Here is a 23,911-nt window from a genome sequence, read left to right on the forward strand (position 1 = left end):
CGGCCCGCGCCCCACCGGGTGGGACGCGGGCCGTGCGGCACCCGGCTCAGGCGGCGATGACCTCGGAGACCGGCACGTGGGGCAGGTCGAGGGCGATGGCGACCTGCTCGTTGGTGAGCCGCCCCGCGTGAGTGTTGAGGCCCAGCGCGAGGGGGGCGTCCTGCCTGAGCGCGTCCCTCCAGCCGAGGCCGGCCAGCTTGACCGCGTAGGGCAACGTGGCGTTGGTCAGCGCGTAGGTGGAGGTGTTGGCGACCGAGCCCGGCATGTTGGCCACGCAGTAGAAGACCGAGTCGTGGACCCGGTAGGTCGGCTCGGCGTGCGTGGTCGGCCGGGAGTCCTCGAAGCAGCCGCCCTGGTCGATGGCGATGTCGACGAGCACGGAGCCCGGCCTCATGGAGGAGACCAGCTCGTTGGAGACGAGGGTCGGGGCCTTGGCACCGGGGATCAGCACGGCCCCGATGACCAGGTCGGCCGCCAGGACCTCCTTCTCGATCGCGTACGAGGTCGAGACGAGGGTCTTGAGACGGCCCTGGTAGATGGCGTCGACGAAGCGCAGGCGGTCGATGTTGAGGTCGAGGACCGTGACGTCCGCGCCCATGCCGACCGCGATCTGCGCGGCGTTGAGCCCGGCCACGCCGGCCCCGATGACGACGACCTTGGCGGGGGCCACGCCCGGCACGCCTCCGGGCAGCACGCCGCGCCCGCCGTTGAACCGCATCAGGTTGTAGGCGCCGACCTGCGGGGCCAGGCGGCCCGCGACCTCGGACATCGGGGCGAGCAGCGGCAGGGTGTTGCCGACCTGGACCGTCTCGTACGCGATGGCGGTGACCTGCCGCTCCAGCAGGGCCTCGGTGCACTCGCGACCGGCCGCGAGGTGCAGGTAGGTGAAGAGCACCTGGCCGGGGCGCATGCGGTGGTACTCCTCCGCGATGGGCTCCTTCACCTTGAGGATCATCTCCGCCTGACCCCACACCTCGTCGGCGGAATCAAGGATCTTGGCCCCGGCGGAGACGTACTCCTCGTCACCGAGGTGCGAGCCGACGCCCGCGCCGCGCTGGACGTAGACGTCGTGGCCGTGCCGGACAAGCTCGTACACACCTGCCGGGGTCGCGGCGACACGGTACTCGTGGTTCTTGACCTCGGCAGGTACGCCGATCCTCATGGGAGTTCCTTTCGGGGTTTCGACGGGATGTCACAGTGAACCTCGGCGAGCCGCGCGCGCTCAGAGCCGGCTCCACGCCTCCTGCAGCACCGAGCGCAGGATGGACTCGATCTCGTCGAACTCCTTGGGTCCGCAGATGAGCGGTGGGGCGAGCTGGATGACCGGGTCGCCCCGGTCGTCGGCGCGGCAGTAAAGGCCCGCCTCGTACAGGGCACCGGAGAGGAAGCCCCTGATGAGACGTTCCGACTCCTCGGTGTTGAAGGTCTCCTTGGTGGCCTTGTCCTTGACGAGCTCGACGCCCCAGAAGTAGCCGGAGCCGCGCACGTCGCCGACGATCGGCAGGTCGCGGAGACCCTCCAGGGTGGAGCGGAAGACCGGCTCGTTGCGGGTGACGTGGCCGAGCAGGTCCTCCCGCTCGAACAGGTCGAGGTTGGCCAGCGCGACGGCCGAGGAGACCGGGTGGCCGCCGAAGGTGTAGCCGTGGGCGAACATCTCGGTGCCGTTCTTGAACGGCTCGAAGAGGCGATCGGAGGCGATCATGGCGCCGATCGGCGAGTAGCCGCTGGTCATGCCCTTGGCACAGGTGATGATGTCGGGGACGTAGTCGAACTTCTGCCCGCCGAACATGGTGCCGAGGCGGCCGAAGGCACAGATGACCTCGTCCGAGACGAGCAGGACGTCGTACTCGTCGCAGATCTCCCGGAGGCGCTGGAAGTATCCGGGCGGCGGCGGGAAGCAGCCGCCGGCGTTCTGCACCGGCTCGACGAAGACGGCGGCCACGGTGTCGGGGCCCTCCATCTCGATGGCGCGGGCGACGCGCTCGGCGGCCCAGTAGCCGTACTGCTCCGGTGTCATGCCGGGCACGCCGGTGATCTCGTCGGCGCGGTAGTGGTTGGTGTTGGGCACCCGGACCGAGCCGGGGACAAGCGGCTCGAACATCTGCTTGAAGGCGGGGATGCCGGTGATCGACAGGGCGCCCTGCGGGGTGCCATGGTAGGCGATCTGGCGGCTGATGACCTTGTGCTTGAGCGGCTTGCCGGTCAGCTTGAAGTACTGCTTGGCGAGCTTCCACGCGCTCTCGACGGCCTCGCCGCCGCCGGTGGTGAAGAAGACCCGGTTGAGGTCGCCGGGGGTCTCGGCGGCGAGGCGCTGGGCCAGCTCGACCGCCTTGGGGTGCGCGTACGACCAGAGCGGGAAGAACGCCAGCTCCTGGGCCTGCTTGGCGGCGGCCTCGGCCAGCTCGCTGCGGCCGTGTCCCGCCTGGACCACGAAGAGCCCGGCGAGGCCGTCGAGGTAGCGCTTGCCGTGCACGTCGTAGATGTAGGAGCCCTCACCCCTCACGATCATCGGCACCTCGGCGCCCTCGTACGAGCTGTGCCGGGTGAAGTGCATCCACAGGTTGTCCTGCGCGGCCTTCATGAGTGAGGTCACGTCGGTGTTTTCAGGGTGCTTCATCACGATCTTCCCTCGCTTGGCTGAGCTCTCAACAGTCTGCCTGCCAGAACCACTCTTGCCAAGTGAAAACGTGGTATTGAAGTGTTTAGAGCATCGAAATCCGCAAAACATATATGCAACAACGACGAAATCCGTCATCTGGCGACGGTGACCGACACCGGCGTCCGGAATCTTACCCAACCCCCTGTTCCACTTGGCGGAACTCTGGCGCGCCGACGCCATGTGCGAGCGCCTCCGCGTCGGCGGCTGTGATCCAATAGGGCGGACCAGATATTCAGATGCGAGGGAAAGTCGTGACTCCTGACGAGATCGAGAACGCCGTCACCGCCGGCCTGCCCCAGGCGATCGCGGACCTCAAGAGGCTCGTCGCCATCCCCTCCGTGGCCTTCCCCGGCCACCCGGAGGAGCCTGTGCACGCGGCCGCCGCACTGACCGAGGAACTGCTGCGAAGCACCGGCCTGCCCCGGGTCCAGCAGATCCCCGTCGAAGGGAGCTTCCCCGCCGTCTACGCCGAGGCCCCCGCCCCGCCCGGCGCGCCGACCGTCCTGTTGTACGCGCACTACGACGTGCAGCCCACGGGTGACCTCGCGCTCTGGCGCACCCCGCCCTTCGAGCCGACGGAGGTCGACGGCGCGATCCACGGTCGTGGCGCGGCCGATGACAAGTCCGGCGTCATCTCCCATGTAGCGGCGCTCCGCACCTTCCAGGGCCGCTTCCCGGTCGGCGTCAAGGTCATCGTCGAGGGCCAGGAGGAGTACGCCGGCGAGCGCCTGGAGTCCTTCGTCGAGCGCAACCCCGAACTGTTCCGCGCCGACGCGATCGTGGTCGCCGACACCGGCAACCCCCGGGTGGGCGATCCGTCGGTGACGACCTCGCTGCGCGGCATGGGCGCCTTCACCATCGAGGTGCGCACCCTCAAAGAGTCGCTGCACAGCGGCTCGTTCGGCGGTGCCGCCCCGGATGCCCTCGCGGCGCTGATCCGGATGCTCGCCGCCCTGCACGACGACCACGGCGACATCCGCGTCCCCGGTCTGCCGCGCGGCAGTTTCCTCGGCTCTGGCCCGTCGGAGGAGGACTTCCGGTCCACCGCGGGCGTGCTCGACGGCGTCTCCACCATCGGCTCGGGCTCGCTGGCCGACCGCCTGTGGGCCTCGTACGCGATCACGGTCACCGGCCTGGACGTGCCGCCGGTCTCCGGCGCCGTCAACGCGGTCCAGGCCGTCGCCAGGGCCCGGGTGACCGTACGGGTACCCCCGGCCGGCGACCCGAAGACGACGATCGGGGCGGTCGTCGACTTCCTGCGGCAGGTCGCGCCCTGGGGCGTCCAGGTGGACGTCGGCGACTACACCATGGGCTCTGGCTACCTCGCCGACACCGGTGGCGCGGCCCGCTCCGCGTTGAACCGGGCCATGGAGCGTGCCTTCGGCCGCCCGCCGCGCGACGTCGGCGCCGGTGGCTCGATCCCGCTCGTCTCCACCTTCGCCAGGCAGTTCCCCGCCGCCGCGATCCTGCTCTTCGGCGCCGAGGACGACGACGCGGCGATCCACGCCCCCAACGAGCGGGTGAACATCGAGGAACTCCGCCGCACCGCCACCGCCGAGGCGCTCTTCCTCCAGGAGTACGGCTCCGCGACGGCCTGATCGCCCGAGGAACCCCGGCACGAGACCCACGGGTTCGTGCCGGGGTTCCTCCCCATCGGTGGGCGGCGGCGTTTCGCGTGATAGTTTTTGCACTGACCAGTCAGTTTAAAGAACGGCGGAACGGTGTTCGACGGTGTCGGGGTGCGCACGGCGGGGCTCTCGCTGCGGGGCGAGCGCGGATGGGTCTATCGCGACGTCGGCATCGAGGCCGGGCCCGGCAGTCTCACCGCCGTCGCCGGGCAGGCCGGCAGCGGGCGGACGAGCCTGCTGCTCAGCCTCGCGGGCCGGATGAGGCCCGGCTCGGGGACGCTCGCCGTGGGCCGGTACACCACCCCGAGGGCGATCCGAAGGATCGCCGCACTCGGCCTGTTCGACGGGGTGAACGACCTGGACGGAGCGCTGTCCGTTCGCGAGCACGTGCGTGAGCGGGGGCCCCGCCTCCCACGGGGCCGCGGCCGGCGGGAGTGGGCCGCCGACGCGCTGGCCCTGGCCGGGCTGGAGCCGGATCCGCTCGACCGGACCCTCGTCCGCGACCTGGGCCGGGAGCGGCGGGTCCGGCTCGGGATCGCGCTCGCGCTGCTCGACAGACCCGGGCTGCTGGTCCTCGACGACGTCGACACCGGCCTCGCCGTCGATCGGCGCGAGGAACTCTGGGCCACCCTGCGCGACCTCGCCGAGCGGGGTCTGACCGTCGTCGCCTCGTGCACCGAGAGCGACCTGCCCCTGGTGGTGCGCCTGCCCTGCCCCGACGTGACGGCCGTCGCCGACGCGCGGTCCGGGCCCGGCGGAGACCCGCAGGTCACGAAGGATCGCAAGGACGAGCCGCCGACCGTGTCCGGCGGGGACCCGAAGGACGGGGAAGAGGAGCGATGAGATCGTTGCGGGCGGGACGGTTGGAGCTGCGGCGGTTCACCCGATCGCGGCTGACCCGGGCGGCGCTGGCCGCGGTGGTGGTGCTGCCGTTGCTCTACGCCGGGCTGTACCTGTGGTCCTTCTGGGATCCGCAGAGCAACCTCGGGAACATCCCGGTGGCGCTGGTCGTGGAGGACCGGCCCGCGACCGTCGACGGCAGGACCGTCGACGCAGGCCGGGAGCTGGCGGCGGAGCTGCGGGAGCGAAGGATCCTCGGCTGGCGCACCGTCGACGCGCGCGCGGCGGCCGACGGTGTGAACGACGGCAGCTTCTACCTGTCCCTCACCATCCCGGCCGACTTCAGCGCCCGCCTCGCCTCGCCCTCCGGAGAGGGCACCCCGGTGCCCGCCGAGCTGGGCGTGCGGGTGGACACCGGCCGCAGCTACATCATGAAGACCATCTCCGACGCGGTATTCACCGAGGTCAGGTCGGCGGCGGCCGGTACGGCGCTGAAGGACTACTGGGACAACGTCTTCGTCTCCTTCGGCGAGTTGCACGACGCCACCAGGAAGGCGGCGGACGGCGCGGACGAGCTCCATGACGGCACGGCGAAGGCGCGCGAGGGCGCGTCCGCGCTGCGCACCGGCCTCGGCCAGACCAGAGACGGCACTCGTCAGCTCGCCGCGGGCCTGAGCGGAGCCGACACCGCCGCGGGCAGGCTGGCGGCGGGGGCGGACCGGCTGGCCGGTGGCCTGGGCGAGGCCGAGAACGGCTCGCGCGAGCTGGGCCGGGGACTGAGCGAACTCACCGGCGGCGCCAAGCAGATCGCGAAGGGCAACGCACAGGCCTATCAGCAGATCCACGCCCAGGTGCCGAGGCTCAACAAGGTGGCCGACGAGGTCGTCCCGGTGCTTGAGGAGAACGGCGCGCGGCTGCGGGAGCTGGCCCAGGCCGTCGAGCGGGGGGCCGACCGGGTCGCCGAGGGCGCCGAGGCACCGTCCGGCGGGGCCGCGCAGGGCGCCGACCGGGCCCTGCGGCAGGCGCGGGAGCTGCGGGAGGCGTTGGGGAGCGGCGCGGACGCCGACCCTCGGCTTCGCGCGATCGCCGACCGGCTCACCCAGTCCACCGAGGAGGTGGCCGCCGCACTGCGGAGCCCCGGCGGCGGTGGCGACGCGGTGGCCGGGCTACGGCGGGACGCCCGGAGGATCTCGGAGATCGCGAGCCGCACGGCGGAGGTCGCACCGGCCGCCGGGCAACGGCTCGACCAGGCCAGAGACAAGATCAACCAGCTGGACGAGGGGCTCGGCAGGCTTGCCGAGGGCTCGGCGAAGGTGAGCGCGGGCCTCGGTCGGGCGTCGGCGGCCAACAAGAAGATCACTTCTGGGATCTCGCAGCTCGGCGACGGCGCCACCCGCCTCGGCAGCGGGCTGTCCGAGCTCGGCGGCGGGATCGTCAAGCTGAGCGACGGCGCGGCCCGGGTGGACACCGGGATCGGCCGCCTGCGCGACGGTGCCGGAGAGCTGACCGCCGGTATCGGCGAACTCGCCGACGGGTCGGGGCGGCTGAGCGAGAAACTCGGGGAAGGCGCCGAGCAGATCCCCGACTACGGCACGGACGAGCGAGCCGGCCGCGGTGACATGATGAGCGATCCGGTCAGGCTGGCCAGCCAGGTGGTCAACGAGGTGCCCGACTACGGCACCGGATTCGCGCCGTTCTTCGTCCCGCTCGCGCTCTGGGTCGGCGCGATGGTGACCTACATGGTGCTGCGCCCGCTCAACCCGCGTCTGCTCGCCGGCACGGCCCCCGCCTGGCGGATCGCGACGGCCGGATGGGTGCCGGCGCTGGTCCTGGGTTCGGCGCAGGTGGGCGTACTGCTGGCGGTGATCAGGTTCGGGCTCGGCATGGAGGCCGCGCACTGGGCGGGGGTCGCGGGATTCCTGCTGCTCACCGTGGCGGCGTTCACCGCGATCGTGCAGGCGGTCAACGCCCTGCTGGGCACGCCCGGACGGATCGCGGTGCTGGCGCTGCTGATGTTGCAGCTCACCTCGGCCGCGGGAACCTACCCGATCGAGACCTCGCCCGGCTTCTTCCAGACGATCTCTCCGTGGCTCCCGATGAGCTGGGTGGTCAGCGCGCTGCGGCGACTGATCAGCGGCGGCGACCTCACCGTGGTCTGGCAGGGCTGCGGCGTGCTGACCGCGTTCACCGTGCTGGGCCTGGCACTGAGCGTGCACGCGGCGCACCGGGGCCGCACCTGGTCGATACGCCGCCTCCACCCGGAGCTCGCGCTGTGACTACGGTTGTCCCGTGACGGAGCAGCGGAGCCGGTCGGCGGCGAGAGGCGCGAGTGCGCGCGAGGGAGACGGGCGACGGGCCGAGACACGGCTCAAGGTCTTCGCCGCCGCGGTGGAGGTGATCGCCGAGCAGGGGTACACCGCGGCCACGGTCGACGCGATCGCCGAACGCGCCGGGGTGGCCAAGGGCACCGTCTTCTACAACTTCGGCAGCAAGGAGGCGCTCTTCGGCGCGTTGCTCGAACACGGGATCCAGCAGCTGGCGGACGCGCTGGCCGGAGCCGCCGAAGTGGCCCGGCCCCCACTGGAGGCGCTGGACGCGGTGGTCATGGCGCAACTGCGGTTCCTGGAGGAGTACGGCGCGTTCGCCCGGGTGCTGCTCGCCGAGATCTGGCGTACCGCCTGGCAGGAGGCGGTGGCGGCGCTGCGCGAGCGGGTGCTGGGCGTCTATCTGGACGTGCTGCGCCGGGCGGTGAGCGAGGGGGTGCTCCGCGAGGACCTGGACGTGGACACCGCGGCGACCGCCGTGTTCGGCATGGTGCTGACCGTCTCGATCGAGCGCCGGGCGCTGCATCCGGACCGGCCCGTCGAGCAGGTCCACGCCACCCTCGTCGACCTCCTGCACGGCCGGCTGTCCGGCTGAATCCCCGCCTTTCCGGGAGCGCTACCGCCCGACGAAAAATCGCCATTGGTCGTACGATCATCTCGTGGTCTACTCCCCCGCAAGGCCCCGTCGGCGTGTCCTGCCGTACCTGCTCGCCGTGGTGCTCGCCATCGCTCTGATCGCCGGGCTGCGCTGGTACTTCAGCGGTGGCCCGGGGAACGAGCCGAACGGGCCCAGTGCCTGTTCCGGCGAGTCGACGCAGATCAGGGTGGCGTCCTCGCAGGACAAGATCTGGATCCTGCGCGAGGTCGCGAAGGACTACAACGGCCGTAGCGTGGCCGGGCGCTGCGCCGACGTGGTCATCGACGAGGCCAACTCCGGCACCGCGATGCGGGCGCTGGGCAAGGGGTGGGACGAGAAGACCGACGGCAGGCGGCCGGACGTCTGGTCCCCCGCCGCGTCGGCCTGGGTGACGCTGCTGCGCCAGCAGGCCTCCAACACCGACGGCACCGTACCGGTCGCCGACGGAAAACCGAGCCCGATCGTCACCGCGCCCCTGGTCTTCGCGATGCCCAAGCCGATGGCCCAGGCGCTGGGCTGGCCCGGCAAGGCGATCGGCTGGTCGGAGCTGGCCGAGCTGGCGTCCGCCCCGCAGGGATGGGCGAAGTACGGCCACCCCGAGTGGGGCCGGTTCAAGCTGGGCAAGACCAACCCCAACTTCTCCACCAGCGGCCTGAACGCCACCATCGGCGCCTACTTCGCCGCCACCGGCACCACCTCGGACCTGACGGCCCGTGACGTGGCCACCCCGAGGACCCGGCGCTTCGTCCAGGGGGTGGAGCAGTCGATCGTGCACTACGGCGACATCTCCATGACGTTCCTGGGCAACCTGCTGCGCGCGGACGACCGGGGCGAGTCGATGGCCTACATCTCCGCGATCACCGTCGAGGAGAACTCGGTCACCGACTACAACCGGGGTAACCCCTCGGGCAATCCGGCCACCCTGGGACGGCACGCCCCGCCGCGCACCCCGCTGGTAGCGGTCAATCCCAAGGAGGGCACGCTCTACTCCGACCACCCCTACGTGCCGCTGACCTGGATGGACGCGGCCAAGAAGGCGGTCGCCGACGACTTTTTGAGCTACCTGCACAGCCCCGGGGTTCAGGCGAAATTCCAGGCGTACGGCTACCGCTCCTTCGAGGGAAAGCCCGGCCCGCAGGCCACCGAGCAGAACGGCGTCATCCCCGATGCCAAGATCACCACACTGAGTCCCCCCACCCCGGTCGTCCTGGACAAGGTGCTGCGGAGCTGGTCGGAGCTGCGCAAGCGGGCCAACGTGCTGATCGTGGTGGACAAGTCCGGCTCGATGGAGGAGGAGGCGTCCGGCACCGGCGAGACCCGCCTGGAACTGGCCAAGAAGGCGGCGGTCAACGCGCTGCCCCAGTTCCGGGGGGATGACAAGGTCGGCCTGTGGGCCTTCTCCACCGCGCAGGACGGCGAGAAGGACTATCTGGAACTGGTCCCGATCGACAGGGTGTCAAGGATCGGTGGCGCTCTCCGCGACCAGTTGAACGGGCTGACCGCCGGGGGCGGAACCGGACTGTACGACACCACGCTGGCGGCCGTCGAACGGATGCGCGGCGCCAAGGACGAGGGGGCGATCAACGCGGTGGTCTTCCTCACCGACGGCAAGAACGAGAAGAACGGCGGCAGTGATCTGGACAACCTGCTCGGCAGGCTCAACCCGGAGGTGCGGCTGTTCACCATCGGGTACGGCGAGGGCGCGGACCAGGCGGTGCTCAAGCAGATCGCCGAGGCCACCGACGGGGCCGCCTACGACTCGTCCCGCGCGGACACCATCGACCAGGTCTTCACCAGCGTGATCTCCAACTTCTGACCGCGAGGACCTCCGGCCCCGAAGACCGCTGAGCGTGGAGGACGAAGACTTTTGACCTTGGCGAACTCCGAAGGCGGTTCATTCGTCGGATAAGTACAGACATCCCCCAGGAGGCAGGGTTGTACCAGCAGCCGCAGCGACGGCGTCGGAACTTCGCCCCGTTCATCGTCGCGATCATTCTCGCCGGAGCTCTGATCGTCGCCCTGCGGATCTTCGTCGGCGCGAACGAACCCGCGTCGGAGGCCGGCGAGCAGCCCAAGGCGTGCGACGACGGCGTCACCCTGACCGTCGCCGCCTCGTCGGAGAAGGCCGAACTGCTCAGGAAGATCGCTTCCGGTTACAGCGGCAGGACCGTGGAAGGACGCTGCGCCGACGTCGTCATCGAGACCAAGGCGAGCGGCGGCGCGCTGCAGGCCCTGGCCAGGGGCTGGGACGAGCGGCAGGACGGCCCCCGCCCCGACGTGTGGTCACCCGCCAGCAGTGGCTGGGTCACCCTGCTCCAGCAGCGCGTCGCGGGAAAGGACGCCGGCTCCCTGGTCGCCGCCGAGAACCCGTCGATCGCCAAGACGCCCCTGGTCGTGGCGATGCCCATGCCGATGGCCCAGGCGCTGGGCTGGCCGGACAAGAAGCTCGGCTGGTCGGACCTGCTCGCCGTGTCGGCCGGGTCGTGGGCGAAGTACGGTCACCCCGAGTGGGGCCGGTTCAAGCTGGGCAAGACCAACCCCAACTTCTCCACCAGCGGCCTGAACGCCACGGTCGGCGCCTACTTCGCGGCGACCGGCCTGTCCGGCGACCTGTCGGAGAAGAACGTGGCCGACGCCAGGACCAGGGACTTCGTCCGGGACGTGGAGCGTTCGATCGTGCACTACGGCGACACGACGCTGACGTTCCTGTCCAACCTCCAGCGGGCCGACGACGCGGGCGCGGGCCTGAGCTACATCTCCGCGGTGGCGGTGGAGGAGAAGTCGGTCTGGGACTACAACCAGGGCAATCCGACCGGCGACCCCGCGACGCTGGGCAAGCACGCCAAGCCCAAGGTGCCGCTGGTGGCGATCTATCCCAAGGAGGGCACGCTCTACTCCGACAACCCGTACGCGGTGCTGACCGCCTCGTGGGTCGACGACGCCAAGCGGGCGGTGGCGGCCGACTTCCTGGCGCACCTGCAGGCTCCCGAGCAGCAGGCACGGTTCGCCGAGTTCGCCTTCCGCTCCCACGACGGCAAGGCGGGCAAGCTGATCACCCAGGCGAACGGGCTGCTGCCCGCCGAACCGAAGACGACCCTCAGCCCGCCCGCGCCGAACGTGCTCGACAAGGTGCTCACCAGCTGGGCCGACCTGCGCAAGCCGGCGAACGTCCTCATGGTCATCGACGTCTCCGGCTCGATGGGCGCCACCGTGACCGGCACCGGCAAGAGCAAGCTCGACCTGGCCAAGCAGGCCGCGATCAACGCGCTGCCCCAGTTCGCCTCGCACGACAAGGTCGGGTTGTGGATGTTCTCCACCAAGCGTGACGGCCACAAGGACCACCTGGAACTGGCCTCGCTCTCCGCCGTCGACGACGCCCAGCGCAAGAAGCTGCGCGCCAGGCTCGACGGCCTGACCCCCGACGGCGGCACCGGCCTGTACGACACCGCCCGCGCCGCTCACGAGCAGGTACGGAAGCTGCGGAACGGCGACGCGATCAACGCGGTGGTCTTCCTGACCGACGGCAAGAACGAGGACCCCGACAGCCTCTCCCTGGAGAACCTGCTGCCTGAACTGCGTACCGAACCCGGCCAGGAGACGGTGCGGATGTTCACCATCGCCTACGGCCAGGACGCCGACCTCGACGTGCTGCGCAGGATCTCCGAGGCGACCAACGCCGCCGCGTATGACTCTCGCAAACCTGGAAGTATCGACCAGGTGTTCACCGCAGTGGTATCCAACTTCTGATGGCACGCTTCGTCGACGAACTCAAGGACCCCTGGGGCCTGCTGCTGGCCGCGACCGCCGGCGGCGCCGCGTGGGCCGTCAGCGTGCACCCGGTCGCCGCCGGATTCGTCGGCGTCGTCGTCTGGCTGGCCAAGGCCGGGATCTCGGCGTTACCGGAGCGCGGGAGCCGCGACCGGCCCGCCGTCGCCCCCGGAAGCCAGGAGGAGTACTGGCTGAGACGGGCGGGATCCGCCGCCTACGGCTTCGCCGAGCTGAGCGCCTCGATGGGGCAGGGCCCGCTGGCCGAGCGGATCGCGCTGATGCGCCCCCAGGTGGACGACTCGACGGCCACCCTGGAGCGGCTGGCCGAGCAGGCCTCGCTCACCGGCACCGCGCTGGCCAGGTTCGACCTCGGCAAGCTCGGCCACGAGCAGGCCCGGCTGACCCGAGCCCGCGCGGAGGCCAGGAAGGACCTGGTGGCGGACCTCGACCGCGCCCTCGCCTCGCTGGCCTCCCAGCGGGCCGTGGTCGACCGGCTCACCTCGGCCCGCGAGCAGGTGCTCGCCCGGATGGAGTCGAGCGCCATCAGCATCGAGGAGCTCCTCGCCCGCGTGGTGGAGCTGTCGGCGGTGTCGGCGAACGGCCGGCTGGAGCCGACCCGGGTACTGGACGAACTCGCCGACGCCCTCGAAGGAGTCCGCCAGGGCCTCCACGAAACCGAGCAGATCACGCGCGACGCGCTGGATCGATAAGGAGCCCCCCATGTTCAAGGTCATCCGTAGGGCCTGGCGTTACCTGGTCTTCGCCCTCTCCGGACGGCTGGACGAGCTGTCCGACCCCCGTGTCCAGATCGAGCAGGCCATCGCGGAGGCCAAGGAGCAGCACCAGCGGCTGAGCCAGCAGGCCGCCTCGGTCATCGGCAACGAGCGCGAGATGGAGATGAAGCTCACCCGCTCGATGGAGGAGACCGGGAAGCTCCAGGCCAACGCCCGACAGGCCCTCCTGCTGGCCGAACAGGCGCGGTCCGCGGGCGACGAGCGCAAGGCCCTGTCGTACGAGGACTCGGCCCGCGCCTTCGCCTCCCGCCTGGTGGCGGCCGAGGCCGCGCAGCAGGAGTCGCAGCTGACGTACGAGCGGGCCAAGCAGTTCTCCGCCCAGGCGCGCGCCGCGGTCGAGAACAACGCGATGGCCCTGCAGAAGAAGATCGCCGAGCGGATGCGGCTGCTCTCCCAGCTCGACCAGGCCAAGGTCCAGGAGGAGCTCAACAAGGCCATGGGCGATCTGTCCGGGCTCACCCCCGCCGGTGAGACGCCCACCCTGGACCAGGTCCGCGACAAGATCGAGAAGCGCTACGCCCGCGCACTCGGCGAGGCCGAGCTGACCTCGGGCTCCGTCGAGGCCCGCATGATCGAGGTCGAGCGCGCCGCCATCGACGTCGAGGGCGCGGCCCGTCTGGAGGCCATCAGGGAGAGCCTGAACACCGACAGGAAGCCCGAGATCGGGAAGTAGTGCGTGACATCGACCTCCGCTCGGCCCGCAACGGACCGGGTTCCCCGCGCCACCGGCACGCCCTTCGAAGGGGCGTGCTCGGCGGGGCGGGGTGGGTCACGGACACGCCCTCTCGACGGACGTACGACCGGGGCGAGGGGGTCCGCTCCAGGCGTGGTTCAGCGGACGGGCAGGTCGTAGACGCGCCGCACGCTGGTGGGGGCGGCGCTGAGGTCGGCCCCGTAGATGTGCAGCGAGATGGCGGTCTCGTCCCCCGTGTTGTGGACGCGATGGATGTCGCCGGGCGGGGCGAAGCCGCTGACCTCTCCGGTCTGGTTGGCGGTCCTGCCGATCTCGGTCAGGTGGTCGCCGTGGTCGCGGTAGAGGGTCTCGTACTCGACACCGCACAGCACGCCGAACACGCACCAGGCGATGTGGTCGTGGATCGCGGTCCGCTGACCGGGCCGCCAGACCACGGCCACGACCGAGAAGCCCTCCTCGGCGTGGAGGGTGTGGCCGACGTAGCCGTCGGGGTCGCCGAGGCGCTCCTCCTCGGTGAGGATCTCGGCGGACGGCAGCCGTTCACGCAGCAGGTCGGCCACCGCGAAGGCGGTCGCCCGGGGGTCGGCGGACGGATCGACGAGTGCCCTGACCCCCTCGACGATCTCGGCCAGGCCCGGACGGGTGCGCGTCAACGTCTTCATGACCCCAGGATGCGCCGAGGGGATACATAACGTCTAATGCCCATTTTCCCGTTCATTCATCGATAAAGTTGATACATGCTTGATATCGTGCGGCTTCGTGTGCTCGCCGCGGTGGCCCGGCACGGCTCGGTGACCGCGGCGGCCAGGGAACTGCACTACTCCCAGCCCTCGGTCAGCCACCACCTCGCGAAGCTCGAAGCCGAGACCGGGGCCAAGCTGATCCAGCGGGTCGGCCGGGGCATCCGGCTGACCGAGGCGGGCCGGCTGCTGGCCGAGCGGGCCACCGAGATCATCGGTCGCCTCGACTCCGCCTCCGCCGAGTTGTCGGCGCACGTGGGCCTGCGCGCCGGACGGGTCAGACTGGCCGCCTTCCCCTCCGCCCTGGGCACGTTCGTGCCGCAGGCCGCCGCCGCCCTCGCCGCCGAGCACCCCGGCCTGGAGTTGCGGCTGACCGAGACCGAGCCTCCTGACGCGCTGCGCATGCTCCGGGCGGGCTACGTGGACGTGGCGGTCATCTTCCGCTTCGACGGCACCGACCCCGAGGATGACGGGATCCGCCTGCTGCACCTGCTGGACGACACCAGCTACCTGGTCACCTCCGGCCAGAGTGACGGCGGTGGCGATCTGGCCTCGCACCGTGACTCCCGGTGGATCGGCGGCTGCGACCGATGCCGCAGCCACCTGCTGGAACTGTGCGCCAGGGCGGGCTTCGAGCCGGAGATCGCCTTCACCACCGACGACGCCGTCGCGGTCCAGGCCCTGGTCGCCGCGGGGATCGGGGTGACCGCCCTGCCGAGCCTCGCCCTGCGGGCCCACCGGAACCCGGAGGTCACCGTGATCGAACTGCCCGGCTCGACCCGCCGCGTCTACGCCGCCACCTACGGCGAGCCCCCCGACCCCCCGGCCACCGCCGCCCTGCTCGCCACCCTGACCTCGGTGACCCGCCCGTAGGGACATCGACCTGGCGGGGCCCGGTTCCGTGGCATCGGCACCCGGCGAAAACCCGTTGGCTACCGTGCATCGCGCGAACCTAGGATCCAGGCATGCCAGATCTGACGATGATTGCCCTCTTTGTCGCGGCGACCCTCGCCCTGCTGCTCGTGCCGGGGCCCGCGGTGCTCTATATCGTGACCCGCAGCGTCGCCCAGGGCCGGAGCGCCGGTCTGGTGTCGGTGCTGGGAATCCATCTCGGTTCCCTGGTCCATGTGGCCGCCGCCGCCCTGGGCATCAGCGCCCTGCTGGCCGCCTCGGCGACCGCGTTCGCGGTGGTCAAATATCTGGGCGCGGCCTACCTGGTCTGGTTGGGCGTCCGCAAGCTGATGACCCGCCCCGACCCGGACGGGGTGGCCGCGCCGCCGGTCGCGACAAGGAGCCGGATCTTCTGGGAGGGCTTCGTGGTCAACGTGCTCAACCCGAAGACCGCGATCTTCTTCCTCGCCTTCCTCCCCCACTTCACCGATCCGGCCGCCGGCCCGATCGCCCCGCAGATCGTGCTCCTCGGCCTGATCTGGACCGCCCTCGGCATGGCCAGTGACGGTGTCTACGCCCTGCTCTCCTCGGCCATGGCCGGTCGGCTGCGCCGCTCGGCCCGCGCCCGCCGCCGCCTCGACGTCACCAGTGGCCTGGTCTACCTCGGCCTGGGCGCGGTGGCCGCGTTCACCGGCGAGAGCGCCGCCGCGAAGGCCTGAGCCCTCGTCCCGCCCTCCAGGACGCGGGAGACTCAGCGGAAGCGGTAGGTCGTGGTGGAGGTGAACTCCTCGCCGGGGCGCAGGACCGTGGAGGGGAAGTGGTCCTGGTTGGGCGAGTCGGGGAAGTGCTGGGTCTCCAGGCAGAGGCCGGCGTACCTGCCGTACGCGGTGGCGATGCCGTCCAGCATGTTGCCGGAGTAGAACTGCACGCCGGGCTCGGTGGTGGAGACCTCCATGACGCGCCCGCTGACCGGTTCGCCGACCTCGATGCCGCCGCGCAGCACGTAGCAGTGGTCGTAGCCGCCCCCCAGCAGCGGATCGTCGATCCGCTCGCCGATCTCCCGCGGGGTCGTGAAGTCGAACGGGGTGCCCGCCACCGGGGCCAGCTCACCGGTCGGGATCTTGGTGGCGTCGACGGGGAGATAGCGGTCGGCGTCGATCCGGATCACGTGCCCGAGGATGTCGCCGCCTCCGGCGAGGTTGAAGTAGGAGTGGTTGGTCAGGTTCAGCACCGTCGGCGCGTCGGTGAACGCGCGGTAGTCCAGCCTTAGCGCGTCCTCGGTCAGCGTGTAGGTGAGCGAGGCGGTCAGCATGCCCGGATAGCCCTCCTCGCCGTCGAGGCTGACATATTCCAGCGTGATGGCCGAGGTGGAGACCTCGCTCACCCGCCACACCCGGTCGGAGAAGCCTCCGGGGCCGCCGTGCAGGCTGTTGGGGTCGTTGTTGACCGGCAGTTCGTGGTCACGGCCGTCGAGGGTGAAACGCCCGTTCGCGATGCGGTTTCCGTACCGGCCGACCACCGCGCCGAAGTAGCGGCTGCGCGTCAGGTAGTCGTCGAGGCCGGCGTAGCCGAGGACCACGTCGACGCCGTGGACCTCCAGCGACTGCAGGATCGCCCCGTAGCTGAGGATCGAGGCGCGCATCGGCCCGTTCGACAGCACGTGCCGCTCGACATGCTCCCCCGTCGGGGTGATTCCGAAATTCATCAAAAACCTCCAGCGTGGCGATTCGGGGCCTCAGCCCCGGGGGAAAAGCGCGGCACGGTCGGTGGATTCGCGGACGACCAGGTGGGTGTCGAGAGTGGCCAGGGTGGGGGTGGCGCCCTCGTCGAAGGACTGCAGCAGCAGGTCCACCGCCATCCGCCCGGCGGCGGCCGTGGGCATGGCCACGCTGGTCAGCTTGGGCCGGTTCAGCCGCCCGGCCACTATGTCGTCGACACCGACCACGCTGATGTCGTCGGGGACGCGCACGCCCCGTTCGTACAGCCCTTCGATGAGCCCGATGGCCACCAGGTCGTTGTAGGCGAGCACGCCGGTCACGCCGGAGGCGATCACCTCCTCGGCGACGGCGAGGCCGCCCCGCTCGGTGGGCGCGTTCGGGCCGAGGATCACCAGCTCGACGCCGTCCATCTCGGCCGCCGCAGCACGCATCTCGCCGCTGGTCCACGAGCCGCTCGGCCCGGACAGCAGGGCGATCCTGTGATGGCCGAGCCCGGTCAGGTGCTCGATGGCGAGGCGGGCGCCCTGGCCCACGTCCATCAGTATCGTCGGCATGCCCTTCACCCTCCGGTTGACCACCACGAACGGCACCTCGGCGTGGAGACGCTCTATGACCCGGTTGGAGAGCCGCGGACTGCAGAGCAGCACCCCGTCCACCTGCTTGGCGAGGGTCTGGATCAGCTCCTCCTCGACCTGCGGATCCTCATCGGTGTCGGCCACGAACACGTGGTAGTCACGGGCTCTGGCCTGCGCCTGGGCGGCCTTGATCAGCGGCGGGAAGAACGGGTTGGAGATATCCGCGACGATGAGGCCGATGTTGTGGGTCCTGCCGGTGGTGAGTGCCCGCGCGGCACGGTTGGGCCGGTAGCCGAGGTCCTCGGCGACCGCGAGCACGCGGTTGCGGGTCTCGGCGTTCACCAGGTGCGGCGCCGAGAAGGTGCGGGACACCGTCGAGACGTGCACTCCCGACGCCCGTGCCACATCTCTGATCGTCGCTGCCACCGTGCTCCTCCGTCATGGCCCTTCACCGGCCCCTGAGCACATTAGTGCAAGCGGTTGTGTAACTGTCAACGCCGGAACCGGACCGAGGCCGACCTCCGCAGCAGGGGCGCAGGGCCATGAAAGTTGCAAATAACCGAAAAATCTGCAGATAAGCGGTGGTTTACAAAATTGGGCCCTTGACGTTGCCAGGACATGTCCGCCATGTTTCATGCAACCGGTTGCAGCCCCTGACGCCGACTCGGAAGGAGTTGCCGGCGATGGCAATCACCACGGCGAATCCCCGGATACGCCGCCGCCTGGGCCGCGCGGCCAGGACCCCCTACCTGCTGATCGCCCCCGCGGTGATCGCGATGCTCGGCTTCCTCGTCTACCCGATGGCCAGCGTCATCTACTACAGCCTGCAGACCTACAACGTCACCAAGCCCTGGGACAACGGCTTCGCCGGCCTCGACAACTTCCGCAGGCTGCTGTTCGAGGACCCGCTGTTCTGGCAGAGCCTCGGCTTCAGCCTCAAGTGGGTCGGCGTCGAGGTGTTCCTGCAACTGGTGTTCGGGCTGGTCCTGGCGCTGATCGTGAACGAGACCTTCGTCGGCCGCGGTCTGGCGCGGGCGACCGTGTTCTCCCCGTGGGCGGTCTCCGGGGTGCTGACCACCGGCATCTGGATCCTGCTCTACAACCCGACGACCGGTGTCTCCCGCTACCTCGCCGACCTCGGCCTCATGCAGTACGGCGCCGCACCGCTGGCAGGCCCGGACACCGTCTTCTGGGCGGCCGTGCTCGCCGAGCTCTGGCGCGGGGTGCCGTTCTTCGCGATCCTGCTCCTGGCCGACCTGCAGAGCATCTCCAAAGAGCTCTACGAGGCGGCCTCGGTGGACGGCGCCTCGCGGGTACGGCGGTTCGTCCACATCACGCTGCCGCACCTCAAGGACGCGATCATCCTGTCCACGCTGCTGCGCTGCGTGTGGGAGTTCAACAACGTCGACCTGCTCTACACGCTGACCGGCGGCGGCCCGGCGCACGCGACCACCACCCTGCCGCTGTACGTGGCCGCCAAGGCCGTACAGTCCCACGACTTCGGGTACGGCTCGGCGCTGACCACCGCCGCCTTCCTGATCCTGACCTTCTTCTCGATCGCCTACCTGCGGCTGAGCAGGTTCGGAGCGAAGTCATGACACTCCAGACGGCCGAACGGCCGCACCTGGCCCCGTCCGCACTCGCGCCGCGTACCGGCCGCAAGGAGAAGGGGAAGGTCGGCCGGTGGGAGATCTGGGTCCCCCTCGGGCTCTACCTGCTGTTCACGCTGGTCCCCTTCTACTGGATGCTGGTCTTCGCGTTCCGGCCCAGGGGATCGGCCTCGCTGCTGCCCTGGCCGATCACGTTCGACAACTTCGCGACGGTCTGGAACGACCTGAGCTTCGCGGTCTTCTTCAAGAACAGCCTGATGGTGGGCGTCGCCTCCCTGGTCATGACGACCGTGGTCGCGCTGGCCGGCGGCTACGCCCTGGCCAGGTACGAGTTCCGCGGCCGGAAGCTGTTCATGGTCGGGATGCTCTGCACCCAGTTCATCCCCGGCGCGATGATGCTGATCCCGCTCTTCGAGATCTTCCGCGTCCTCGGCCTGGTCAACTCGCTGTGGAGCCTGGTGATCGCCGAGACGGTCTTCCAGCTGCCGCTCTCCCTCATCCTGATCAGCGGCTTCATCAGGAACGTCCCGGTGGAGCTGGAGCAGGCCGCCTGGGTGGACGGCTGCGGCCGGCTGCGCGGCTTCTTCGCCGTGGTGTTGCCGCTGCTGCGCCCCGCCCTGGTCGCGGTCGGCTCGTTCGCCTTCATCCACAGCTGGAACAACTTCCTGTTCGCGCTGATGTTCGTCAGCGAGCAGGAGAAGTTCACGGTGCCCGTCGGCCTCGCGTACACCCTGGGCGAGTTCAGCGTGGACTTCGGCGCCCTGGCCGCGGGCGGCGTCGTCGCCGCCGTACCGGTGGTGCTGGTCTTCGCGGTGATTCAGCGCTACCTGGTACAGGGCATGTCCGCCGGGGCGGTGAAGGGATGAGTCCCCTGGCGGCGAATCCCCTGTCGACTAAGGAACGGTGAGCGACCAATGACACGAACTCTCGTCACCGGGAGCGCCGGGCGGCTGGGCCGGAGCGTGGTCACCGCGCTGGCCGACGCCGGGCACGAGGTGATCGGCGTGGACACCGCGCCGGGCACCCCCTCGGCGGCCGCCGCGGTGCTCCCCGCCGACCTGACGGACCTGGGTGAGTCCTTCGAGGTGATGGCCAGGTTCCGGCCGGACGCCGTGGTGCACCTGGCCGCGATCGCCACCCCGTTCAGCAGGACGGACGCCTTCACCTACCGGGTCAACACCCAGCTGGCCTTCAACGTCTGCGAGGCGGCCACCGGGCTCGGGGTCGAACGGGTCGTGGTCGCCAGCAGCCCCACGGTCATCGGGTACGGCACGGAGGGCTGGACCCCCTCCTACCTGCCGCTCGACGAGGACCATCCCCTCGCGCCGTGGAACGCCTACAGCCTGTCCAAGCTGGTCGCCGAGCAGGTGATGGCCACGTTCGCGCGCAGTTCGAAGACGAGGTTCGCGGCCGTGCGGCCCTGCTTCGTCGTCGCCCCGGAGGAGTGGGCGGGCGCGCCCACCCAGTCGGGGCACACGATCGCCGAACGGCTGGACCGGCCGGAGGTCGCGGGAACGTCGCTGTTCAACTACATCGACGCCCGTGACGCCTCCGACATGGTGCTGACCCTGCTGGACAAGCTGCCCGGACTGCCGAGCGGCGAGGTGTTCTTCGCGGGCGCGGCCGACGCGCTGGCCCGCGAGCCGCTGGCCGAACTCCTCCCCCGCGTCAACCCCGCGACCGCGGGACTCACGGAGAAACTGACCGGCTCGACGCCTGCCTTCTCCTCGGCCAAGGCCGGGCGACTGCTCGGCTGGCAGGCGAAGCGGAGCTGGCGTACCGAGATTGGAAGCCTGTGATGAACCTCAGCGGAGTGCTGTTCTTTCCCGTCACCCCGTTCCGCGCCGACGGCTCGGTGGCCGGTGACGTACTGGCCGAGCATGTGCGGCGCGGGCTGGAGCACGGTCCCGGCGGGGTCTTCGTGGCCTGCGGAACCGGCGAGTTCTCCGCGCTGTCGGAGGCGGAGCACGCCGAGACGGTGCGGATCGCGACCGAGACCGTGAACGGCCGGGTGCCGGTGCTGGCGGGAGCGGGAGGGCCGATCGGCACCGCGCTCGCCCAGGCCGGGGCGGCCAGGGACGCGGGCGCCGACGGGCTGCTGCTCATGCCGCCCTACCTGGTGAACGGTACGCGCGAGGGCTACTCGGCGTACGTCTCGGCGGTCGCCGGGGTGCTGCCCACGATCGTCTACCAGCGCGGCTCGGTGGTACTGGCCCCCGAGCAGGCGGTCGAGCTGTCCCGGATCCCCGGGGTGATCGGGATCAAGGACGGCGTCGGCGACATCGACCGCATGCAGCGGACGGTGCTGGCGGTGCGGGAGGAGCGGCCCGACTTCCTGTTCTTCAACGGCCTGCCGACGGCCGAGCTGACCATGCCGGCCTACCGCGGCATCGGGGTGGAGCTGTACTCCAGCGCGGTCTTCTGCTTCGCCCCCGAGATCGCCACCGCCTACCTGGGCGGCGACGAGCGGCTGATCAGGGAGTTCTACGCCCCCCTGGTCCGGCTCCGCGACCGGGTTCCCGGCTACGCGGTCTCGCTGGTCAAGGCCGGGGTGCGGCATCGCGGCCTGGACGTCGGCGGGGTACGGCCGCCGCTGGTCGACCCCTCCGCCGAACACGTGGCGGAGCTCGCCGGACTGATCAAGTCCGGCCTGGCCCTGATCGGGCGGTGAGCGGCCGATGACCGCGCGGCCGGTGATCACCTCCTTGGAGACGACACTGCGGACCGTGGCGCTGCCGCGACCGTGGGGCGCCGACGTGACGGCCAACCACGTGGTCGTGGTACGGCTGACGCTGGCCGACGGACGGAGCGGGACCGGGTTCTCCTGGACCCCGCAGATCGGGGCCCGAGCGATACGGGCCCTGCTGGACGGTGAGATCGGCGAGGCCGTCGTCGGCCTGGAGCCGCACCCGGAGGTCGTCTGGGACCGGCTCTGGCGGCACCTGCGCGAGGCGGGCGGCGGCGGGCTCACCACGATCGCGATGGCCGGGGTCGACCTGGCGCTGTGGGACCTGCGCTGCGGCGAGGCGGGGCTGGTCGACACGCTCGGGCGGCGCCGGGACAGCGTGCCGGTGTACGGCAGCGGCGTGAACCTGCACTACTCGATGGAGGAGCTCGTCGCGCAGGCCGGGCGGTGGCGGGCCGCGGGCCACCCGGCGGTCAAGGTCAAGGTGGGCCGCGACTCGCTGGCCGAGGACGTGGCGCGGGTCGCCGCGGTCCGCGAGGTGATCGGGCCGGACACGCTGCTCATGGTGGACGCCAACCAGCGCTGGGACCTGCCGCGGGCCCGGCGGGCGATCGCCGCCCTGGCGGAGTACGGACTGCACTGGGTGGAGGAGCCGCTGCCCGCCGACGACGTGACCGGGCAGGCCCGGCTCCGCTCCTGCGTCGAGGTCCCGATCGCCGTGGGAGAGAGCGCCTACTCCGTCTACGACTTCCGGGACCTGCTGCTGGCCGGGGCCTGCGACATCCTGCAGCCGAACGTGGTGCGGGTCGGCGGGATCACCCCGCTGCTGCGGATCGCCGAGCTGGCCAGGACGTTCGGGGTGCCCGTCCACCCGCACCTGCTGCCGGAGATCTCCGGGCAGCTCGCCCTGGCCCTGCCGCTGCCGTGCATGACCGAGGAGGTCGAGGACGCCTCCTTCGCGGCGCTCGGCCTGATCGAAGAGCCCTACCCGGTCTCGGTGGAGCAGGGCGAGTTGCGCGCCGGAGACCACCGGGGCCTTGGACTGCGATGGATTGACATCCTCCCCCGCCTGAAGGCGGGGGATTCCAACCCGTCTCTACGCTGAGAGGAGGACAGGTTGAGGTTCACGGTTCGCAGGCCCGCCCATCGGCTGGCCTCCCCGTGCAGCGACGGCATGCCCTGCCGCCGTGTCGCGTATGTTCTTGGCCGCGTTGACGTCGGCATGCGCCTGATGCCCGCAGGCGACGCACAGGAAGAGAGCTTGGCTCTCGCGGCTCTCCCTGGCGATGTGCTTGCAGGCGTTGCAGGTCTGCGACGTGTAACGCGGGTTGATCTTCTGGACGCGGCCTGGAGCTTTGTGCTCCAGTCGGGTCACGAGCTGACCCCACCCTGCGGCGAGGATGCCCCGGTTGAGCCCAGCTTTTTGGCGGACCTTCTTCCCGGGTGCTTCGATGGTCCCGCGCGCCGACCGGGTCATGCTGCTGATCTTCAGGTCTTCGACCGCGATGACGTCGAAACGCCGCGCGAGATCAGTCGAGGTCTTCTCGACCCAGTCCTTGCGGCGGTCCGTCTCGCGCGCCTTCAGCTTCGCGATCGCGGCCTTAACCTTGCTCCGCCGGTTCGACCCCCGCTTAGCGCGGGCGAGTTTGCGCTGCAACCTCAGCAGCCGCTTCCGCTCCGTCTCCCGCAGGGTGGGCGCGTTCAGCAGTTCGCCCGTGGACAGGGCGGCCGACACGGCGACGCCCCGGTCCACCCCGACGACCTCACCCGTACCCGGTGCGGGGACCTGTTCGGGAATCGCCGCGAACGCCACATGCCAACGTCCGGCGCGGTCACGGGTGACGCGGTACGACTTCACGCCTTCGGGGACGGGGCGCGACCAGCGGAACCGCACCCACCCCACCTTGGGGATCTTGACCTCACTGACGTTGCACGACACCCGGCGCACGTCACCGGGCTTGACCGCGACGATCCGGAAGCCCTCACCCTGCCCGCGTTTACGCCACGTCGGACGGCGGTGCGTCTTACCGAAGAAGTTCGCCATCGCCTGGTGGAAGTCCTTGAGGGCTTGCTGCTGAACGATGATCGACCCGCCGCGAAACCACTCGAACTCGGCGCGGGCCTCGGTGAGCTGCCGGCACTGCTCGGTGAGCTGCCGGCACTGCTCGGCGAATCCCGGCGCGGACTTGCGGCCTGGCTTCCAGTGGGCGTGCTGCTCAACCGCGAGGTTCCACACAAACCGGGCGTGCCCGCAGTGCTCGGCCAACGCCTGCTCTTGGGCAAGCGAAGGCTGAAGCCGGTAGCGGGACATGCCGATCAACCTACCGAAACCCACCGACAAAACTTG

Annotated in this window: 21 protein-coding genes; 15 read left to right on the forward strand and 6 right to left on the reverse strand. The window is 70.4% G+C overall.

The window, feature by feature from the left end:
- Nucleotides 1-46: 46 nt before the first annotated feature.
- Entirely contained in the window at nt 47-1,162 is a 1,116-nt protein-coding gene (gene ald, locus IG98_RS0106570) for an alanine dehydrogenase (RefSeq protein WP_030906979.1), read from the reverse strand.
- Between the two features lie 60 nt (nt 1,163-1,222).
- A complete protein-coding gene (locus tag IG98_RS0106575) occupies nt 1,223-2,617 on the reverse strand; it encodes an aspartate aminotransferase family protein (RefSeq protein WP_030906982.1) in 1,395 nt (464 codons plus the stop codon).
- 293 nt (nt 2,618-2,910) lie between these two features.
- Here IG98_RS0106575 and IG98_RS0106580 point away from each other — a divergent pair, with 293 nt between their 5' ends.
- From IG98_RS0106580 to IG98_RS0106615, 8 genes are all read left to right on the forward strand, one after another.
- Entirely contained in the window at nt 2,911-4,257 is a 1,347-nt protein-coding gene (locus IG98_RS0106580; RefSeq protein ID WP_030906985.1) for a M20/M25/M40 family metallo-hydrolase, read from the forward strand.
- 123 nt (nt 4,258-4,380) lie between these two features.
- Entirely contained in the window at nt 4,381-5,130 is a 750-nt protein-coding gene (locus IG98_RS0106585) for an ATP-binding cassette domain-containing protein (protein WP_051751694.1), read from the forward strand.
- Nucleotides 5,127-7,403, forward strand: coding sequence for a YhgE/Pip domain-containing protein (locus IG98_RS0106590; RefSeq protein WP_030906991.1), 2,277 nt, complete (start codon nt 5,127-5,129; stop codon nt 7,401-7,403). The genes IG98_RS0106585 and IG98_RS0106590 overlap by 4 nt, the downstream gene beginning before the upstream one ends.
- 13 nt (nt 7,404-7,416) lie before the next feature.
- On the forward strand, nt 7,417-8,046 hold the full coding sequence (locus IG98_RS0106595) for a TetR/AcrR family transcriptional regulator (RefSeq protein ID WP_030906994.1): 630 nt from the start codon (nt 7,417-7,419) through the stop codon (nt 8,044-8,046).
- Nucleotides 8,047-8,110: 64 nt separating this feature from the next.
- Complete coding sequence (locus IG98_RS0106600; RefSeq protein WP_030906996.1) at nt 8,111-9,904, forward strand: substrate-binding and VWA domain-containing protein; 1,794 nt, start codon at nt 8,111-8,113, stop codon at nt 9,902-9,904.
- A 119-nt stretch (nt 9,905-10,023) separates the two neighbouring features.
- The gene (locus tag IG98_RS0106605) at nt 10,024-11,835 is read left to right on the forward strand and encodes a substrate-binding and VWA domain-containing protein (protein WP_030906999.1); all 1,812 of its coding nucleotides are present in this window, start codon (nt 10,024-10,026) and stop codon (nt 11,833-11,835) included.
- Nucleotides 11,835-12,566, forward strand: a complete 732-nt coding sequence (locus IG98_RS0106610) for a hypothetical protein (protein WP_030907002.1) — start codon at nt 11,835-11,837, stop codon at nt 12,564-12,566. The genes IG98_RS0106605 and IG98_RS0106610 overlap by 1 nt, the downstream gene beginning before the upstream one ends.
- 10 nt (nt 12,567-12,576) lie before the next feature.
- Nucleotides 12,577-13,323 carry a PspA/IM30 family protein gene (locus tag IG98_RS0106615; protein ID WP_030907005.1) on the forward strand — a complete coding sequence of 249 codons (747 nt, stop codon included), beginning with the start codon at nt 12,577-12,579 and terminating at the stop codon, nt 13,321-13,323.
- A gap of 158 nt (nt 13,324-13,481) precedes the next feature.
- Here the strand turns inward: IG98_RS0106615 and IG98_RS0106620 are convergent, their stop codons facing one another.
- A complete protein-coding gene (locus IG98_RS0106620) occupies nt 13,482-14,006 on the reverse strand; it encodes a cysteine dioxygenase family protein (RefSeq protein WP_030907007.1) in 525 nt (174 codons plus the stop codon).
- Between the two features lie 75 nt (nt 14,007-14,081).
- Between IG98_RS0106620 and IG98_RS0106625 the strand changes: the two genes are divergently transcribed.
- Both IG98_RS0106625 and IG98_RS0106630 read left to right on the forward strand, forming a co-directional pair.
- Nucleotides 14,082-14,957: a LysR family transcriptional regulator gene (locus tag IG98_RS0106625; protein WP_030907009.1), complete on the forward strand. Its 876-nt coding sequence runs from the start codon at nt 14,082-14,084 to the stop codon at nt 14,955-14,957.
- A gap of 92 nt (nt 14,958-15,049) precedes the next feature.
- A complete protein-coding gene (locus tag IG98_RS0106630) occupies nt 15,050-15,694 on the forward strand; it encodes a LysE family translocator (protein ID WP_030907011.1) in 645 nt (214 codons plus the stop codon).
- Nucleotides 15,695-15,726: 32 nt separating this feature from the next.
- Here IG98_RS0106630 and IG98_RS0106635 read toward each other — a convergent pair whose 3' ends face one another.
- Both IG98_RS0106635 and IG98_RS0106640 read right to left on the reverse strand, forming a co-directional pair.
- Nucleotides 15,727-16,680 (reverse strand): aldose epimerase family protein, encoded by a 954-nt coding sequence (locus IG98_RS0106635; protein WP_030907013.1) that lies wholly within the window; start codon nt 16,678-16,680, stop codon nt 15,727-15,729.
- Between the two features lie 30 nt (nt 16,681-16,710).
- Nucleotides 16,711-17,694, reverse strand: a complete 984-nt coding sequence (locus IG98_RS0106640) for a LacI family DNA-binding transcriptional regulator (RefSeq protein WP_037969467.1) — start codon at nt 17,692-17,694, stop codon at nt 16,711-16,713.
- A 257-nt stretch (nt 17,695-17,951) separates the two neighbouring features.
- On the opposite strand from IG98_RS0106640, the gene IG98_RS0106645 reads away from it, so the two are divergent.
- Genes IG98_RS0106645 through IG98_RS0106665 form a run of 5 tightly spaced genes read left to right on the forward strand, consistent with a single transcriptional unit; the run spans nt 17,952 to nt 22,669 of the window.
- A complete protein-coding gene (locus IG98_RS0106645; protein WP_030907017.1) occupies nt 17,952-18,866 on the forward strand; it encodes a carbohydrate ABC transporter permease in 915 nt (304 codons plus the stop codon).
- Nucleotides 18,863-19,744, forward strand: a complete 882-nt coding sequence (locus IG98_RS0106650) for a carbohydrate ABC transporter permease (protein ID WP_030907019.1) — start codon at nt 18,863-18,865, stop codon at nt 19,742-19,744. Before IG98_RS0106645 ends, IG98_RS0106650 begins: the two co-directional genes overlap by 4 nt.
- Before the next feature lie 48 nt (nt 19,745-19,792).
- On the forward strand, nt 19,793-20,677 hold the full coding sequence (locus IG98_RS0106655) for an NAD-dependent epimerase/dehydratase family protein (RefSeq protein ID WP_030907022.1): 885 nt from the start codon (nt 19,793-19,795) through the stop codon (nt 20,675-20,677).
- On the forward strand, nt 20,677-21,549 hold the full coding sequence (locus tag IG98_RS0106660) for a 5-dehydro-4-deoxyglucarate dehydratase (protein WP_030907025.1): 873 nt from the start codon (nt 20,677-20,679) through the stop codon (nt 21,547-21,549). The genes IG98_RS0106655 and IG98_RS0106660 overlap by 1 nt, the downstream gene beginning before the upstream one ends.
- 7 nt (nt 21,550-21,556) lie before the next feature.
- The gene (locus tag IG98_RS0106665; protein WP_030907028.1) at nt 21,557-22,669 is read left to right on the forward strand and encodes a mandelate racemase/muconate lactonizing enzyme family protein; all 1,113 of its coding nucleotides are present in this window, start codon (nt 21,557-21,559) and stop codon (nt 22,667-22,669) included.
- On the opposite strand, the gene IG98_RS0106670 is transcribed toward IG98_RS0106665, so the two are convergent.
- The gene (locus IG98_RS0106670; RefSeq protein ID WP_030907031.1) at nt 22,661-23,875 is read right to left on the reverse strand and encodes an RNA-guided endonuclease InsQ/TnpB family protein; all 1,215 of its coding nucleotides are present in this window, start codon (nt 23,873-23,875) and stop codon (nt 22,661-22,663) included. The two genes, IG98_RS0106665 and IG98_RS0106670, sit on opposite strands and share 9 nt — an antisense overlap.
- Between the last annotated feature and the right edge of the window lie 36 nt (nt 23,876-23,911).

It is taken from the genome of Streptosporangium amethystogenes (genome assembly GCF_000721075.1).
GTDB lineage: Bacteria > Actinomycetota > Actinomycetes > Streptosporangiales > Streptosporangiaceae > Streptosporangium > Streptosporangium amethystogenes.

Excerpts from the sequence above, each read along its gene's own strand:
- IG98_RS0106665 (WP_030907028.1), top strand. The coding sequence starts at position 21,557 with ATGACCGCGCGGCCGGTGATCACCTCCTTGGAGACGACACTGCGGACC.
- IG98_RS0106650 (WP_030907019.1), top strand. The coding sequence starts at position 18,863 with ATGACACTCCAGACGGCCGAACGGCCGCACCTGGCCCCGTCCGCACTC.
- IG98_RS0106660 (WP_030907025.1), top strand. The coding sequence starts at position 20,677 with ATGAACCTCAGCGGAGTGCTGTTCTTTCCCGTCACCCCGTTCCGCGCC.
- IG98_RS0106590 (WP_030906991.1), top strand. The coding sequence starts at position 5,127 with ATGAGATCGTTGCGGGCGGGACGGTTGGAGCTGCGGCGGTTCACCCGA.
- IG98_RS0106610 (WP_030907002.1), top strand. The coding sequence starts at position 11,835 with ATGGCACGCTTCGTCGACGAACTCAAGGACCCCTGGGGCCTGCTGCTG.
- IG98_RS0106645 (WP_030907017.1), top strand. The coding sequence starts at position 17,952 with ATGGCAATCACCACGGCGAATCCCCGGATACGCCGCCGCCTGGGCCGC.
- IG98_RS0106670 (WP_030907031.1), bottom strand. The coding sequence starts at position 23,875 with ATGTCCCGCTACCGGCTTCAGCCTTCGCTTGCCCAAGAGCAGGCGTTG.
- IG98_RS0106625 (WP_030907009.1), top strand. The coding sequence starts at position 14,082 with ATGCTTGATATCGTGCGGCTTCGTGTGCTCGCCGCGGTGGCCCGGCAC.
- IG98_RS0106615 (WP_030907005.1), top strand. The coding sequence starts at position 12,577 with ATGTTCAAGGTCATCCGTAGGGCCTGGCGTTACCTGGTCTTCGCCCTC.
- IG98_RS0106620 (WP_030907007.1), bottom strand. The coding sequence starts at position 14,006 with ATGAAGACGTTGACGCGCACCCGTCCGGGCCTGGCCGAGATCGTCGAG.
- IG98_RS0106655 (WP_030907022.1), top strand. The coding sequence starts at position 19,793 with ATGACACGAACTCTCGTCACCGGGAGCGCCGGGCGGCTGGGCCGGAGC.
- ald (WP_030906979.1), bottom strand. The coding sequence starts at position 1,162 with ATGAGGATCGGCGTACCTGCCGAGGTCAAGAACCACGAGTACCGTGTC.
- IG98_RS0106635 (WP_030907013.1), bottom strand. The coding sequence starts at position 16,680 with ATGAATTTCGGAATCACCCCGACGGGGGAGCATGTCGAGCGGCACGTG.
- IG98_RS0106630 (WP_030907011.1), top strand. The coding sequence starts at position 15,050 with ATGCCAGATCTGACGATGATTGCCCTCTTTGTCGCGGCGACCCTCGCC.
- IG98_RS0106575 (WP_030906982.1), bottom strand. The coding sequence starts at position 2,617 with ATGAAGCACCCTGAAAACACCGACGTGACCTCACTCATGAAGGCCGCG.